13 protein-coding genes are annotated in these 15,254 nt (G+C 64.3%); 10 read left to right on the top strand and 3 right to left on the bottom strand.

All coding sequences use genetic code 11. The annotated features are described in order from the left end of the window. Window positions 1-67 precede the first annotated feature (67 nt). Window positions 68-886, top strand: a complete 819-nt coding sequence (locus tag ACQ4WY_RS20320) for a DODA-type extradiol aromatic ring-opening family dioxygenase (protein WP_436505590.1) — start codon at window positions 68-70, stop codon at window positions 884-886. Window positions 887-940: 54 nt separating this feature from the next. Here ACQ4WY_RS20320 and ylqF read toward each other — a convergent pair whose 3' ends face one another. After that, complete coding sequence (gene ylqF, locus ACQ4WY_RS20325; RefSeq protein WP_413465205.1) at window positions 941-1,861, bottom strand: ribosome biogenesis GTPase YlqF; 921 nt, start codon at window positions 1,859-1,861, stop codon at window positions 941-943. A gap of 227 nt (window positions 1,862-2,088) precedes the next feature. Between ylqF and ACQ4WY_RS20330 the strand changes: the two genes are divergently transcribed. Beyond that, the gene (locus ACQ4WY_RS20330) at window positions 2,089-2,886 is read left to right on the top strand and encodes a hypothetical protein (RefSeq protein ID WP_436505591.1); all 798 of its coding nucleotides are present in this window, start codon (window positions 2,089-2,091) and stop codon (window positions 2,884-2,886) included. A 166-nt stretch (window positions 2,887-3,052) separates the two neighbouring features. Next, window positions 3,053-3,430, top strand: a complete 378-nt coding sequence (locus ACQ4WY_RS20335; protein WP_436505592.1) for a hypothetical protein — start codon at window positions 3,053-3,055, stop codon at window positions 3,428-3,430. 14 nt (window positions 3,431-3,444) lie between these two features. Here ACQ4WY_RS20335 and ACQ4WY_RS20340 read toward each other — a convergent pair whose 3' ends face one another. Next, entirely contained in the window at window positions 3,445-4,371 is a 927-nt protein-coding gene (locus ACQ4WY_RS20340; RefSeq protein ID WP_436505593.1) for a histone deacetylase family protein, read from the bottom strand. A gap of 244 nt (window positions 4,372-4,615) precedes the next feature. Here ACQ4WY_RS20340 and ACQ4WY_RS20345 point away from each other — a divergent pair, with 244 nt between their 5' ends. The 5 genes from ACQ4WY_RS20345 to ACQ4WY_RS20365 all read left to right on the top strand — a co-directional run bounded on the left by ACQ4WY_RS20345 (window position 4,616) and on the right by ACQ4WY_RS20365 (window position 10,477). Next, complete coding sequence (locus ACQ4WY_RS20345) at window positions 4,616-5,524, top strand: AAA family ATPase (RefSeq protein WP_436505594.1); 909 nt, start codon at window positions 4,616-4,618, stop codon at window positions 5,522-5,524. A 5-nt stretch (window positions 5,525-5,529) separates the two neighbouring features. Beyond that, window positions 5,530-6,519, top strand: a complete 990-nt coding sequence (locus ACQ4WY_RS20350) for a DUF58 domain-containing protein (protein ID WP_436505596.1) — start codon at window positions 5,530-5,532, stop codon at window positions 6,517-6,519. Beyond that, a complete protein-coding gene (locus tag ACQ4WY_RS20355; protein WP_436505597.1) occupies window positions 6,516-8,537 on the top strand; it encodes a transglutaminase TgpA family protein in 2,022 nt (673 codons plus the stop codon). The genes ACQ4WY_RS20350 and ACQ4WY_RS20355 overlap by 4 nt, the downstream gene beginning before the upstream one ends. Continuing rightward, window positions 8,528-9,706 (top strand): lytic murein transglycosylase B, encoded by a 1,179-nt coding sequence (mltB, locus tag ACQ4WY_RS20360; RefSeq protein WP_436505599.1) that lies wholly within the window; start codon window positions 8,528-8,530, stop codon window positions 9,704-9,706. The genes ACQ4WY_RS20355 and mltB overlap by 10 nt, the downstream gene beginning before the upstream one ends. Window positions 9,707-10,144: 438 nt before the next feature. Then, the gene (locus tag ACQ4WY_RS20365; RefSeq protein WP_034751784.1) at window positions 10,145-10,477 is read left to right on the top strand and encodes a hypothetical protein; all 333 of its coding nucleotides are present in this window, start codon (window positions 10,145-10,147) and stop codon (window positions 10,475-10,477) included. A gap of 100 nt (window positions 10,478-10,577) precedes the next feature. Here ACQ4WY_RS20365 and cysM read toward each other — a convergent pair whose 3' ends face one another. After that, window positions 10,578-11,480, bottom strand: a complete 903-nt coding sequence (gene cysM / locus ACQ4WY_RS20370) for a cysteine synthase CysM (RefSeq protein ID WP_353658471.1) — start codon at window positions 11,478-11,480, stop codon at window positions 10,578-10,580. Window positions 11,481-11,732: 252 nt separating this feature from the next. Here cysM and ACQ4WY_RS20375 point away from each other — a divergent pair, with 252 nt between their 5' ends. Further along, complete coding sequence (locus ACQ4WY_RS20375; protein ID WP_436505601.1) at window positions 11,733-13,502, top strand: FAD-dependent oxidoreductase; 1,770 nt, start codon at window positions 11,733-11,735, stop codon at window positions 13,500-13,502. Between the two features lie 86 nt (window positions 13,503-13,588). Then, window positions 13,589-15,202, top strand: a complete 1,614-nt coding sequence (locus ACQ4WY_RS20380) for a phospholipase D family protein (protein ID WP_436505603.1) — start codon at window positions 13,589-13,591, stop codon at window positions 15,200-15,202. Window positions 15,203-15,254: the final 52 nt, after the last annotated feature.

Genomic DNA, 15,254 nt, shown 5'->3' on the forward strand with positions numbered 1-15,254 from the left:
CGATCTTGATCAACTGACCGCGCATGACTATCATCGATAGGATCAGTCATTCCACTCCGGAGCCGCCATGCAAGAGCACACCTTCCCCACCTATTTCCTATCGCACGGCGGCGGCCCGTGGCCGTTCATGAAAGATCAGTTCGGCGGCCGCTACGACGTGCTCGAAGCATCCTTGCAGGATATACCGCGCCAGGTCGGTGCGCGGCCGAAGGCCGTGCTGGTGGTCACGGCGCACTGGGAAGGGCCGCAATTTCTCGTGTCGGCCAGTCCCCGGCCGGGCATGATCTACGATTATTCGGGCTTTCCGCCGCACACGTATCAGATCCAGTACCCGGCGCCCGGCGCGCCGGAACTGGCGGCGCAAGTCAAGCAGTTGCTCGATGCAGCCGGCCATCCGGCGCGCCTGGACCACGAGCGGGGTTTCGACCACGGCACCTTCAGCGCCCTGTTCCCCATCTACCCGCAAGCGGACATGCCGCTGGTGCAATTGTCGCTGAAACACGGCTACGATCCGCTCACGCACGTCGAGGTGGGCCGCGCGCTGGCCAGTTTGCGCCGGCAGGGTGTGCTGATACTCGGCAGTGGCCTCAGTTACCATAACCTGCGCCAGTTCGGCCAGGCGGGCGCCGTCGCCTCGCACCAGTTCGACGCCTGGCTGCGCCAGGCGATGGCCCTGCCGCCGCAGCAGCGGCTGGAACAGTTGCTGGCCTGGGACCAGGCGCCGGGTGCGCGCCAGGCCCATCCGCAAGAAGATCACTTGCTGCCGCTGATGGTGGCGCTCGGCGCGGCCGAACAGGAAGCGGCGCACGTCGTGTACCACGAGGAGGATTTCTTTGGGGCGCTGGCGGTCACCAGCTTCAGGTTTGGAGAAGGCGACGCCGCATAAAAAAAGCGCCGCGACAGTGATGTCGCGGCGCTTTTTGCATGGGTGTCATTTGATTTACGTGCCGCGCTTGCCCCGCGCCGCATTCTTTGCCTTTTCAGCGGCGATCTCCGCTGCCTTGGCCGCTTTTTCCGCCATCTCGGCCGCGTGCTGGGCCAGCAGGGCCGCGCGCGTGTCCGGTGTTTCCAGCGAAATGCGTCCCAGGATGCCGCTGCGGTAATCGAGCAGCAAGGTGTGCGACGCTTTCTCGAAATCGTAGTCGCCGCCCTTGATGCGAAAGCCGCGCTTGGCGGCGATGCCCTCGACCACGCCGATGGCGTCGACTTCATCGACCTTGGTGCCGTAGCGGGCCGCCAGCAAGTCCGGGTAGCGCTTGAGCAATTCCTCGGCCAGGAACACGGCCACTTCCTCTTCGATCAGCGCATTCGAGCCGATGGCGTGACTGGCCGCCAGCATCAGGCCGTCGCTGGGGATGGCGATCTTCGGCCACAGCATGCCGGGCGTGTCGACGAGGATGGTGTTCTTGTCCAGGTACAGCTTTTGCTGCATTTTCGTCACGGCCGGCTCGTCGCCCACCTTGGCCACGCGCTTTTTCAGCAGCGCGTTCATCAGGGTCGACTTGCCCACGTTGGGGATGCCCATGATCATGATACGCAGCGGCTTCGTCGGCACGCCACGGTGCGGCGCCAGCGATTTGGCCAAGTCCGGAATGCGCGCCACGTCGCCCGGCTTCTTGGTCGTCATCGCATACGCGGTCACGCCTTCCTGGGCATTGAAATAGGCCACCCAGGCGGCGGTCGCGGCAGGATCGGCCAGGTCGGTCTTGTTGAGAATTTTCAGGCAAGGACGCTGGCGGAACAGGCGCAGCTCGTCCACCATGGGATTGCAGCTGGCTGCCGGCAGGCGCGCGTCCACCACTTCAATCACCAGATCGGTGTTTTCCATGGTCTCGGCCGCTTTCTTGCGGGCCGCGTTCATGTGTCCTGGGTACCATTGTATCGCCATGCTCTTGCTTTCAAAATCGTTCGGTCAATCCGCTATTTTACGTGGTTGCCGCCACGACGTCCCATTTTCCGCCGCCAGCGCCAGCCGTGCGACATGAACGAGACAATTGGTGATAATTTGGCAGTTACATGAATGATAAGATCCGCAGTCCGTCCAGCCTGGACGGTTTCCCATCGCACGCTTAACCTGGCACGCATTCCATGCACTTTCCCCGCTTTTGCCTCCTCGCCTCCCTTTACGCCAGCCTGCTGCCCGCCATGGCCCAGGAACAAGCGGCGCCGCCGGGCGACGCGGTGCACCAGGAAATGCAGCAGATTGTCGACGTGCAAGGCACGCGCGATCCCGACCTGCGCCCCTACCGCACCATGCTCAAGGGACTCGACGCGTATGCCGACCACCAGCGCCTGGCGCCTGGCGCGCCGCTGCGCTTCATGCTGATCCCCGCCACGCCCCAGGCCAGGCTCGATGGCGTGACGCTGCACCTGTCGGCCGACAACCTGTCGATCCCCGTGCCGCTGGCAGCGGACGGCGGCTTCACCTTGTCGCGCGACAAGACCGCCTACGATGCGAATGCCGACCTGGTCAGCAACAAGAAGCGCGACACCTTGCGCTGGCGCGCCGACATCCACACGCCGGGCCTGCCCCAGAATGTGCGCCGCTTGGGCGACTTGCGCCTGGAATGCGAAATCCGCTGGGCCGTCGAGCAGGATGATCTGCCCTTTGTCCGGCGCAACCTGTTCCGCCTGGCGGGCGGGCCGTGCCACTCGTCGCTGATCCACGTGCCGTTTCCCGTGGTGCGCAAGCTGATCGCCGTGCAGGCGCGCTCGGGCGAGCGCACGCTGGACATCCGCGTCACGCAAGACCGGCAGCGCTACGTGCCGCCGCTGCATGACGCGAACTGGAACGACAATACCCTGCTGACCCTGACCTATGCCGACGACGACAATATGGCCGAAGCCGCCCCGGCAGCGCCCTTGCAGGCAGCGCAGCGCCAGTAAGGCGCACCCGGGAAGCCAAGTCAAATATTTCCACATGGATTCTTATATTTGCTGAAAGAAATAAAAGTGTGCTCTAATATCGCCTCTTAAATGAAAAGCAATTATTTTCCAGGCTGGCTAGCGCCGGGTACAGGGAGATAGGCGATAGGGATAGCTCGATATGGTGATGGAACACACTGGCAAGGCGCCAGCGGCATGCGAACGTGGCAGCGCGCGCCCGGCCAAGGCGGCGCCCAAGCGCGTGCCGCGCAATGGCAGCCTGTTGCAATGGAAGAAGGAGTGCCGGCAGTTGCAGGGGCAAGTGGCGCAGCTGCAAGAGCGATTGAAACGCCAGAGCGCGGACAGCTATGGCTTGCAGGTGCTGTATGACCAGTTGGTCAACGAAATCAAGCACCACCGCGACATGTTGCAGCTCGACAGCTTCGACGCGGAAAAATCATCGCTCGTCTACACGCAAGCCTGGCGCCGCTTCATGGCCGGCGATGCACTCGACTACCAGACTCACCGCCACACGAATTCCCGCAGCCGTCCCACCTTGCTGTAACGACCGCTGCGCCCTTACAGCTCCGCCAGCGCCTTCACGTGCGCGGCCACGCTGCGGCCCAGGGACGACAGGTTGTAACCCCCCTCGAGGCAGCTGACGATGCGCCCCTTGCCATACTGATTGGCCACGGCCATCATCTGCTGCGTCATCCACGTGTAGTCGGCCTCCACCAGGCCCATGCCGCCCACATCGTCTTCGCGGTGGGCATCGAAACCAGCGGAAATGAAAATCATCTGCGGCTGCTGCCGGTGCAGCGCGGGCAGCCAGTGGTCAAGCACCAGCTGGCGCACGGCGTCGCCTTTCGAGCGGGCGGGCACGGGCACGTTGACGCGCGTGTCCGTATACGATTCCACGTCGCTGTACGGATAAAACGGATGCTGGAAAAAGCTGACCATCAGGATGCGCGGATCGTGCGCCACGGATTCGGCCGTGCCATTGCCGTGATGTACGTCGAAATCGACGATGGCGACCCGTTCGAGCCCGCGAACGTCGAGCGCATGCTTGGCGGCGATGGCGATATTATTGAACAGGCAAAAACCCATGGGCTCGCTGGGCCGCGCATGGTGGCCGGGCGGACGGATCGCGCAAAAGGCGTTGCTGATCTCGCCGTCGATGACGGCGTCCGTGGCCGCCACGGCCGAGCCAGCGGCGGCCAGCGCTGCCTCGTAGCTGTGTGCGTTGAGCAAGGTGTCGCCATCGAGCGGATAGTAGTCGCCCTCCGGCGGCACATTGTCGCGCACCAGGCCGATGGCCGTGGCGCTGTGGTTGCGCTCGATATCGGACAATTGCGCGCGCACGCCGTCGCGGTGCTCGACCAGGTCGCTGATGTGCGCGAGGATCAATTGATCGTTGATGGCCTGCAAGCGGGCCGGCGATTCGGGATGCCAGTCGCCCATTTCATGGCGCTGGCAATCGGGATGGGTATAAATGGCTGTGCTCATGCGCTGTACTGGTTACCTCTGTCTCTGCTCTCTATCCATACCGGGAACGTGCGCCGGAGTTCCTGCAGAGCATTCCTGCCTGCCTGGCGCGTTCTCGCATAAAATCACTGGCTGGTCTGTGCCGCCCTTGCCGCCTTTGCTGTCACTCTAATCTACCACGAGCGCGCAGCGGGCGGGCGGTGCCGTTTGACCTGGCCAAAGCGATTGTAAATTAAATAATCCGTCTTACTGTGATAGAAATAGCATGTTTTCGAAAATACACCAGGCCGCACAGCAGATCGGCGAAGTTCTCGTCGGCAAACACTTGCAGATCCGCCAGACCCTCGCCTGCGTACTGGCCGGCGGCCACCTGCTGATCGAGGACGTGCCCGGCGTGGGCAAGACGACCTTGGCGCACGCGCTGGCCATCTCGCTGGGCCTGCAATGGAAGCGCCAGCAATTCACCAGCGACCTGCTGCCCGCCGACGTGGCCGGCATGAGCGTGTATGACCGGGGCAGCGCCAGCTTCATCTTTCACCCTGGCCCCCTGTTTACGCAGGTGCTGCTGGCCGACGAGATCAACCGCGCCACACCGAAGACGCAATCGGGCTTGCTCGAAGCGATGGAAGAGCGGCAAGTGAGCCTCGACGGCGTCACGCGCGCGCTGCCGCAGCCGTTTTTCGTCATCGCCACGCAAAACTGCGCGCACCAGTTGGGCACCTTCCCCCTGCCCGAATCGCAGCTCGACCGTTTTCTCATGTGCGTCACCCTCGGCTATCCCGATGCGGCCGCCGAACGGGAACTGCTGCTGGGCGCCGACCGCCGCGCCATGCTGCACACCTTGCCGGCCGTGATGAACGCGGAAGAATTGCTGCAGGCGCAAGCGGGCCTGCGCGCCATCCACGCTTCGCCTGCCGTCGTCGACTATGTGCTGGCACTCGTGCACGCCACCCGCGTGCCGGGCGTGTTTGCCGATGGCCTGAGCCCGCGCGCCGCGCTGGCCTTGCTGCAGGCGGCGCGCGCCTGGGCCGCCCTGGCAGGACGCGACCACGTCACGCCCGACGATGTGCAAGCCGTACTCTTGCCCGTCTGCGCCCACCGCCTGCATGCGGCGCAAGGGTCCACGGACAGCCGCAGCCTGCTGCAGCAATTGCTGCTGGCGACCCCCGTCTGACCGCCGTGCGCCAGCGCACTATCCGATGGCCGCCGGCGCGTCCCTGGCTGGGCGCGCAGCGCGTGCACATCCGTCCCTCGCGCGCGGGCCTGGCCTTTGCCGCGCTGCTGCTGGCGCTGTGGATCGCCGCCGTCAATTACCGCCTGGGTCTGGGCTACGCGCTGACGTATTTCGCGGCCGCCTGCGCCATCGCCGACATGGTGTTTGCCAGCCGTAACCTGGCGGGCCTGGCGCTGGCCGCGACGCCCGGCAAACCCGTGTTCGCGGGCAGCCAGGCCACGTTCACCTTGCGCCTGATCAACCGCAGCGCCCGCCCGCGCCATGCGATCCACCTGAGCGTGCGCGATTCAAGGGCAGCACCCAGCCCGGCCGATATCGCCGCCCACTGGGAAACAGCCGTCAGCATCGTCGTAGCGGCGCCGCAACGGGGCTGGCTGGACGCTCCAGCCGTGCGCCTGTCGGGCAGCTTCCCGCTGGGCCTGTTTATCGCCTGGTGCCATTGGCAGCCCGACGCGCGCGCGCTCGTGTATCCGCAGCCCGAGCACAACGCGCCGCCGCTGCCCGTGCCTGCCGGAACGGAACAGCCGGCAAAGCAGACACGACATCAACCGCACTCGCCCGGCGGCGCCCTGGAACTGGCCGGCGTGCGCGCCTACCAGCCAGGCGATCCCCTGCACCGCCTGGCCTGGCGCCAGATCGCCCGCCATGACGGCGAGCATTTATTCAGCAAGCAATTCCAGCCAGCCGCCGACGCGCAAACGGGCGCAGCCCGTGGCAGCATCATGCTCGAATACGCCCCCCTGCACGCGCTGGCGCCGGAAGCGCGCCTGGCGCGCCTGGCCGCCTGGGTGCTGCAGGCGGAACGCTCGGGCCTGCCATATGGCTTGCGCCTGGGCGCCCTGACCTTGGCGCCGGCCCTGGGTGCCAGCCAGCGCGACGCCTGCCTGCGCGCGCTGACCCTGCATGATTTGCCGCAGGAGGAGGCCATAGCATGAGGCAATGGTTGAGCAACTTGCCGCGCGACAAGGCCGACATTGTGCTGCTGTTGCTGGCCGCCGCCATGGTGCTGGCGCCGCACGCGCTGCACCTGCCCCCGTGGCTGTCGGCCATCGCTGCCGCCCTCCTGCTGTGGCGCGCCGCCATCACCGTGCGGGGCCGACGCCAGCCGCAGCTAGCCCTGCTCGCGCCGCTGGCCTTGCTCGGCATCGCCGCCGTCTACGCCAGCTACGGCACCGTGCTGGGACGCGACGCGGGCGTAGCCATGCTGGCCTTGCTGCTGGCCTTGAAATCATTGGAAATGCATGGCCGGCGCGACATCTTCGTCTTTGTCTTCCTCAGTTTTTTCCTTCTGCTGGCGAACTTCTTTCATACGCAAGGCATACTCAGCGCCGCCTGGATGCTGGCCACCGTCATCGTCCTGCTGGCAGCCCTGCTGTCGGCCCAGTATGGCGCCGTGCAGCCGCGCCTGGCGCAACGGTTAAGCTTGCTGGGACGCCTGCTGGCGCTGGCCCTTCCCCTGTCGGTCGTGATGTTTCTTGCCGTGCCGCGCATCGACGGCCCCCTGTGGGGCGCCGCAGCAGAAGGCGCGCAAGCGCGCACAGGCTTGTCCGACAGCATGCAGCCGGGCGCCATCGCCTCGCTGGCCCTGTCAAGCGAACCTGTCTTCACGGCGCGCTTTTCCACGCCGCTCCCGCCGCAAGACCAGCTGTATTGGCGCGGCGTGGTGCTGGGCGACTACGACGGCGCCACTTGGACGCGCAGGGGTGCGGGCCGGCGCGCGCCTGCCAGCGACAGCCGGATAGATATCGCGCTGGAAGGCCAGCCCAGCCACTACGAAGTCAGCTTGCAAGCGAGCGGCCAGCGGCGCATCTTCGCGCTCGACGTGCCGCGCAGCATCGAGCGCCTGCCCGGCAATCCATATGTCGTGTCGTCCGCGCTGGAAGTGCTGACCACACAGCCCATTACTTCGACCGTGCGTTACCGCGTCAGTTCCCAGCCCCGCTACCGGCTGCAGGCGGGCCTGTCTTTTGCCCAGCAACAGCCATGGCTGGCCTTGCCCGCTGGCAGCAATCCACGCAGCGTGGTCTGGGCCCGCGCATTGCGTGGCCATGGCGCGCAGGCGCTGGCGCCCGCCGACGCCATCGCCGCCGTGTTTGAACACTTCCGCCGCGCGCCCTTCCGCTACACCCTGCAGCCGCCGCTGCTGGGCAAGCATGGCGTCGACGACTTCCTGTTTACCACGCACGCGGGCTTTTGCGAACATTACGCGGGCAGCTTTGTCGTGCTGATGCGCGCCATGGGCATTCCCGCACGTGTCGTCACGGGCTACCAGGGCGGCCTGCGCAACGGGTCAGACAACAGCTTGAGCGTGCGCCAGTCCGACGCCCATGCCTGGAGCGAAGTGTGGCTGGCCGGCCGGGGCTGGGTGCGCGTCGATCCCACCAGCGCCGTCGCGCCCCTGCGCACGGAGCGCAACCTCGATGCCGCCCTGCCACCGGCCCCGTCGCCGCTGACGGCGTGGCGCGCCCTGGCCGGACTCGATGGCGGCGCGCACGGCGCGCTTGCCGCGTGGCGCCAGCAATGGCAGCAGGCAGAATACGCCTGGAGCAGCTGGGTGCTCGACACCACGCCGCAACGCCAGCGCGCCATGCTCGATGGCTTGAAAAACTTGCCAGCGAAGAAACTGGCACTCGCTTGCGCCGTGCTGGCCCTGCTGGCCGCCGTGGCCGGCGCACTGGTCTGGTGGCGCCAGGCCCGGCAAGGCGATCCGCTCGACTTCCTGTACGCGCAGTTTTGCCGCCAGCAGGCGCGGCGCGGCTACAGCCGTGCGCCGCATGAGGGTCCGCACGGTTATGCTGCCCGGTTGGCCGCAGGCAAAGCCACGCCCGAGGCGCACGCCGCCATCGCACAGTTTCTGGCAATCTATGCCGCGATGAAGTATGGTAATGCCAAGCCAGACGAACAACTCCGCGCGCGGCGCAGCTTGCGCCGCCTGTTAACCCAATGCCGATGAGACGCTCCTTGTTACCGATCAAAACCTCCGCCCTGTCCCTGCTCCTCTCCCTTCCCCTGTGCTTGTCCACCGCGCACGCTGGCGAAAACAGCAATATTTCCGCTGCCGACCGCGCCCGTGCCGTGCGCGCAGCCAAGGCCCAGCCCGTCAAGAAGGTGGCAGGCAAGCCGGTGGCGAAGAAAGCACCGGCGAAATTCGACTTCGAAGGCGAATTTGTCGACTATGCCAACTGGAAAGAAGTCCGCACCTTCCTCGACGACATGTCCACCAAACATGGCTTTGACCGCGCCGAACTCGATACCCTGATCGGCAAGGTGCGCTATGTCGAGTCGACCGTGCAGCTGATGAAGCCGGCCCCGCCGGGCAAGCCGAAGAACTGGCAAGCGTACAGCGCCCGCTTCATCGAGCCGGTGCGCATCAATGCGGGCGTGAAATTCTGGGAAGAGAACGCGGAAGCGCTGGCGCGCGCGGAGCGCGAATATGGCGTGCCGGCCGAGATCATCGTCGGCATCATCGGCGTGGAAACCGTGTACGGACGCAACACGGGCCGCTTCCGCGTGCTCGACGCGCTGACCACCCTGGCGTTTTCCTATCCGGACAGCCCGACCCGGGCCGCGCGCATGGAGTTTTTCAAGGGAGAACTGGAAAATGCGCTGCTGTATGCGCGCAAGGATGGCATCGATCCCTTGACCTTGCTCGGCTCGTATGCGGGCGCCATCGGCCTGCCCCAGTTCATGCCTAGCAGTATCATGAAATATGCGGTGGACTTCGATGGCGATAATCACATCGATCTGCGCAATTCCACGGCCGACGCCATCGGCAGCGTCGCGCATTTCCTCGTCGAGCACGGCTGGCGGCGCGATGACCCGGCCATCAGCACGTATCCCGTCACCGTTTCGTCCAGCCACGCCTGGGAAAAATTCATTGGTCAGGGCTTGCAGGCCAAGTACCGCTTGGGGGAATTGCAGGAGGCCGGCGTGAGTACCGTCTCGGCCACGCCCCAGAACATGTTGTTCGGCCTGATCGATTTGCAAAATGGTTCAGAAGCAACTGAGTATTACTTGGCAACCAATAACTTCTTTGCTATAACTCAGTACAACAGAAGTTATTTTTATGCCATGTCAGTCATAGATTTGGGCAAGGCCATCAGTCAAGTGCGCGCACGCTAACCGAAAGTCAGTGTAAAGTTATAATATTACTTGTAAGAAAGCGTAAGCGATGTTGAAGCGACCAGAAAACAAGTCTATGGTAGGGCCGATAACATGTGCCAGCCTTGCTCGCCAGCCTTTGTGCGGCACGGAATGCAGAAATGGTTTTATACTTAACTTTTGTCAAAGTACAATTTTTGTTCTATCATAGAGCATAATAAAGAATAAATAGGTGTTGCAGCTAGACAACACCAATTTTGTACAAAGCAAGATTTCCAGGCTTTCCCGCCTGAAATTGAATCCTGCTGTACAATTGTGTATATATCATGAAAAACTGTATCCCGGATCGTACCGTGTGTGAATTCGTTCCTTTTAGTAAAGAATGAACATGAACGCAGCAAGAGCGAGCTCCGAGTGTTTTTTACTTTGCAGTGCAACTACAGAAGGAACATTAACATCATGACAAACCAAGTCGGCATTGATATGAACAGCGATTCGGACTCCGACGATCTGCTGCAGTACAACCCAAACAGATTACTCGATACCCTGATCGAGAACCTGCGCCTGAAAAACGACGCAGCCCTGTCGCGCGCGCTGGAAGTAGCGCCGCCAGTCATCAGCAAAATCCGTCACCACCGCCTGCCGGTCGGCGCATCGCTGCTGATACGCATGCATGAAGTCAGCGACCTGAGCATCCGCGACCTGCGTTACCTGATGGGTGACCGCCGCAACAAATTCCGTATCAGCGACAAACAATTCAAGCCAAAAGAAGGCGAAACGCCACAAGGCTGATCCTGCCAGTTTCGCAGGTTTTCCCTCCCCGCCATGGGGAGGGGGTATTTCCAGCACTTCTCAGGCTGTTCTGGCCGACATTATTTTCCCGTATCAACTATCAAGCAGGAAACACACCGGTGGACAAGTAGCGGTCGCCGCGGTCGCAGACGACAAACACGATGGTCGCGTTTTCCACCGTTTGCGAGATGCGCAGCGCGATTTCGCACGCGCCGGCTGCCGAGATGCCGCAAAACAAGCCCTCTTCCGCCGCCAGGCTGCGCGCCATGCGCTCGGCCACGCCCTGGCTCACGTATTCCACCTGATCCACGCGCGACTTGTCGTAGATTTTCGGCAAGTACGCTTCCGGCCATTTGCGGATGCCGGGAATCTGCGAACCTTCCTCGGGCTGCGCGCCGATGATCTGGATGGCGGGATTCTGCTCTTTCAAATAGCGCGACACACCCATGATGGTGCCCGTCGTGCCCATGGCGCTGACGAAATGCGTGACCCGGCCATCCGTGTCGCGCCAGATTTCCGGTCCCGTGCTTTCATAGTGGGCGCGCGAATTGTCTTCATTGGCGAACTGGTCGAGGATCACGCCGCGGCCATCCTTCTGCATCTGCTCGGCCAGGTCGCGCGCATATTCCATGCCGCCCGTCTTCGGCGTCAACAAGATGTCGGCGCCGTAGGCGGCCATGCTCTGGCGGCGTTCCACGCTGAGATTGTCGGGCATCAAGAGCAGCATCTTGTAGCCGCGCAAGGCGGCGGCCATGGCCAGCGCGATGCCCGTGTTGCCGCTGGTCGCCTCGATCAGGGTATCGCCTGGCTTGATGACGCCGCGCTCTTCGGCGCGCTTGAGCATGGACATGGCAGCGCGGTCCTTCACGGAGCCAGCCGGATTATTGCCCTCCAACTTGCCCAGGATGACGTTGTTGCGCGCAAGCGCATCGGCACCCGGCAAGCGCGTCAGCTGCACCAGCGGAGTATTGCCTATCGTATCTTCAAGTGTCTTGTAAGCCATCGTGTCTGTTTGGGTAGATTCAACAAAGACCCATTCTAATATGAGATGCTGGACGGCGTATCGCTCATCGGCGGCGGCATCCGGGCCCGCATGCACGTCCGGCTGCGCCGCCACCTGCCGCACGGCGCCTGCCGCGCTGCCATTTCCGGGCGTGCGCAAGGGGTATTGCGGCAGGCGCGCGCCGCATGCGCTAGACTCGTCACTGTTAGTTATTTTTGTTATTTGCTTATTCAGCCTCCGAACGGACTCGCCATGGCCAGCAGCACACCCGAATTCATTCCCGAAACAACGCAGGACGATCCCGTCCAGTTCGCCACGCTCGACTTGCAGGGCCGCAGCCACCAGATCTCGCCCGTTTTCAATGCGCTCGAATTGCAGCGCTTGCAGCGTTATGGCACCTTGCAGCGCTTTGCCGATGGCGATACGCTGTTCGAGGCGGGCAGCAGCAGCTTCGGCATGCTGGTAATACTGTCCGGGCGGGTCAGCATCAAGCGCCACGAAGTGCTGGGACAGGCGTCGCTGCTGCGCGAGGTGGGCGTCGGCCACTTCATTGCCGAAGTGGCGCAGTTGTCCGGCCGTCCCACCCTCGTCAACGGCAGCGCCGTGGGCGCGGTGGAATTGCTCGACATCAGTTCGGAATCCTTGCGCGCGCTGATCGTGGCCGAGGCGGAGATGGGCGAACGCATCGTGCGCGCCCTGATCCTGCGCCGCGTGGCGCTGATCGAATCGAATTCGGGCGGCCCCGTGCTGGTGGGACCGCGCGGCAATGGCAATCTGTTCCACCTGCAAAGCTTTTTATCGAGCAACGGCCATCCGCACACGGTGCTCGATCCGGCCACCGATGCGGCCGCCGCCGCGCTGGCCGAGCGCTACCGGCCCACGCCGCAGGATTGGCCGCTGGTGGTCTGTCCAGACGGCAAGATCATGAAGAATCCCGGCAATGCGGAACTGGGACGCTGCCTGGGCATGCTGCCCGATTTGTCCGGCGACAAGATTTTTGACGTGCTGGTGGTGGGCGCCGGCCCCGCCGGCCTGGCTACCGCCGTGTATGCGGCATCCGAAGGCCTGACCGTGCTGGCGCTGGAACAGCGCGCGTACGGTGGCCAGGCCGGCGCCAGCGCGCGTATCGAAAATTACCTGGGTTTTCCCACCGGCATTTCCGGCCGCGCGCTGGCGGGACGCGCCTATGTGCAGGCGCAAAAGTTCGGCGTCGAGATCGCCACCCCGGCCAGCGCCGCCAACCTGCTGTGCGATACCTGGCCCCTGCGCGTCAACTTGTGCGACGGCACGCAGGTGCGCGCCCGCACGGTGGTGCTGTCCTGCGGCGCGCGCTACCGCCGCCCCTCGCTGGCGAACTTGAAAACGTATGAGGGACGGGGCGTGTATTACTGGGCCTCGCCCATCGAGGCCAAGCTGTGCCGGCAGGAAGAAATCATCCTGGTCGGCGGCGGCAATTCGGCCGGCCAGGCCGCTGTCTTTCTCTCCGGCCACGCCGCCAGGGTCCACATGGTGATCCGTGGCGAAGGGCTGGCGGCCAGCATGTCGAGCTATCTGATCGAGCGCATCGCCGCCACGCCCAACATCACCTTGCATACGCACACGGAAATCATCGCCCTCGAAGGCGACGACGACGGCTTGACGGAGGTGCGCTGGCGCAACAACCGCACGGGCGAGGAAGCCGATTGCGCCGTGCGCCGCGTGTTTCTCTTCGTCGGCGCCGATCCGAACACGGACTGGCTGCACGACTGCGCCGTTGCCGTCGACGAACAGGGTTTTATCCGCACCGGCTTCGACGTCACGCGCGCCGAATGCCGCGCCCACGGCCACGCCGCGCATTTGCCCTACCCGCCACCCGACTTGCCTGACCGGGCCGCGCTGGAAACGAGCGTGCCTGGCGTGTTTGCCATCGGCGACGTGCGGGCAGGCTCGACCAAGCGCGTGGCGGCCGCCGTCGGTGAAGGGGCGGCCGTGGTATCGCAAATTCACGGCTTCCTGGCGCGGCTGCCCGCGGGTTCGACCTGAAAATCGTGCATTGTAGAAACTGCTACAATCGGCTGTTGCCATCCAGCTGAAAGAGACCGCATGCCCCACACCGCCAAGCTTTCCTCGTGCCGCAGCATGCCTGCGGTGCGCTGACGGTGCGCCGCATGCTCGTCAAACTGTTGCTGCTGGCCACGCTGTTTGCCGTGCTCAGCATCGCCGCCCTGTACAGCTACGGGCGCTTCGCCGAGCGTTCGCTGGGGACGCCAGGCACGGCCTTGCCCGTGGCCACCGACGCCACCCTGCTCGACAGCGTGCTGGCACCACAACTGGCGCAACGCCCGGGCCACAGCGGCACGGCCCTGATCGACGACAATCTGGAAGCGTTCGCCCTGCGCGCCCTGAGCGCGCGCGAAGCGGGCCGCAGCCTCGACCTGCAATACTACATCTGGCATAACGACGTCACGGGACGGCTGCTGGTGCGCGAACTGCTGCGCGCAGCCGACCGCGGCGTGCGAGTGCGGGTATTGCTCGACGATATCAATGCGCGCGGCCAGGACGCCGCCATCCTCGCGCTCGACAGCCACCCGCTGATCGACGTGCGCATCTTCAATCCGAGCCGCAACCGCGACGGCATCTGGTTGCGCGCCGTGGAAATGGCCTTGCGCGCCGTCAGCCTGAACCGGCGCATGCACAACAAGGCCTGGATCGTCGACGGCAGGGTCGCCCTCGTCGGCGGACGCAATATCGGCGATGAATACTTCGATGCCGCCGAACAAGTCAATTTCCAGGATGCCGACTTGCTGCTGGTGGGCCCCGCCGTACAACAGACGAGCGACATCTTCGACCGTTTCTGGAACAGCCGCGCCGTCATCCCCATCAGGGCCTTGCACGCTGACAAGCATGCGGGCGCGCCGGAACTGCCGCAGTTGCCCGCAGTGCGCAGCCGCCTCGACGCGCTGACCGGAGAACTGGGCGCCTCGCCGTACTTGCGGCAGCTGACCGATGCGGGCCAGCTGCAGGCCCACCTGGATGGCCGGTTGCGCCTGCACTGGAGCGCGCAAGTGCAGGTATTGTCGGATCCGCCGGAAAAAGCGGCGCCCGTGGCCAGTTTGCAGCGCAGCGAGCACTGGCTCATGCACAGCTTGCTGCCCCTGCTGACGGACGCGCGCGAGGAAGCGCTGCTGACCTCGCCATACTTCGTGCCCGGCACAGAGCTGACACAAACCCTGGCCGGCAAGGTCGCCGCGGGCGTCCAGGTTCAGGTGCTGACCAACTCGTTGGCGGCCACCGATGTGGCCCTCGTGCACGCGGGCTATGCGCGCTACCGCCAGGCGCTGCTGGGCGGCGGCATCGAACTGTTTGAATTGAAGACCCTGCACCGCAAGCGCATCAGCCTGATGGGGTCTAGCCGCGCCAGCCTGCATACCAAGGCCGTGGTGGTCGACGGCCAGCGGGGCTTCGTCGGCTCCTTCAACCTCGATCCCCGCTCGGCCCAGCTGAACACGGAAATGGGCGTGCTGTTCGACGATGCCGCGCTGGCGGCCGACATGCGCGCGCTGTTCCTGCACTCGACGGCTAGCGACACCAGCTACCGTTTACTCCTCGATAACGGCGCCCTGCGCTGGTCGGACGCCACCGAAGAGCCAGCCAAGGTGTGGACGCACGATCCCGAAGCGGGCTTCTGGCGCCGCATGCTGGTGTCCGTGATGCGCTGGCTGCCGATCGAGTCGCAGCTGTAGGCGCATAAAAAAACCCCGCGCGGCCGGTACCACGCGGGGTTTTCTTCTCGTG

This window comes from Janthinobacterium salmonicoloratum (assembly GCF_051380845.1).
In the GTDB taxonomy this organism is placed as follows: Bacteria; Pseudomonadota; Gammaproteobacteria; order Burkholderiales; family Burkholderiaceae_D; genus Janthinobacterium; species Janthinobacterium lividum_F.

Excerpts from the sequence above, each read along its gene's own strand:
- mltB (WP_436505599.1), top strand. The coding sequence starts at position 8,528 with ATGCCGATGAGACGCTCCTTGTTACCGATCAAAACCTCCGCCCTGTCC.
- ACQ4WY_RS20335 (WP_436505592.1), top strand. The coding sequence starts at position 3,053 with ATGGAACACACTGGCAAGGCGCCAGCGGCATGCGAACGTGGCAGCGCG.
- ylqF (WP_413465205.1), bottom strand. The coding sequence starts at position 1,861 with ATGAACGCGGCCCGCAAGAAAGCGGCCGAGACCATGGAAAACACCGAT.
- ACQ4WY_RS20330 (WP_436505591.1), top strand. The coding sequence starts at position 2,089 with ATGCACTTTCCCCGCTTTTGCCTCCTCGCCTCCCTTTACGCCAGCCTG.
- ACQ4WY_RS20345 (WP_436505594.1), top strand. The coding sequence starts at position 4,616 with ATGTTTTCGAAAATACACCAGGCCGCACAGCAGATCGGCGAAGTTCTC.
- ACQ4WY_RS20375 (WP_436505601.1), top strand. The coding sequence starts at position 11,733 with ATGGCCAGCAGCACACCCGAATTCATTCCCGAAACAACGCAGGACGAT.
- ACQ4WY_RS20355 (WP_436505597.1), top strand. The coding sequence starts at position 6,516 with ATGAGGCAATGGTTGAGCAACTTGCCGCGCGACAAGGCCGACATTGTG.
- ACQ4WY_RS20365 (WP_034751784.1), top strand. The coding sequence starts at position 10,145 with ATGACAAACCAAGTCGGCATTGATATGAACAGCGATTCGGACTCCGAC.
- cysM (WP_353658471.1), bottom strand. The coding sequence starts at position 11,480 with ATGGCTTACAAGACACTTGAAGATACGATAGGCAATACTCCGCTGGTG.
- ACQ4WY_RS20320 (WP_436505590.1), top strand. The coding sequence starts at position 68 with ATGCAAGAGCACACCTTCCCCACCTATTTCCTATCGCACGGCGGCGGC.
- ACQ4WY_RS20340 (WP_436505593.1), bottom strand. The coding sequence starts at position 4,371 with ATGAGCACAGCCATTTATACCCATCCCGATTGCCAGCGCCATGAAATG.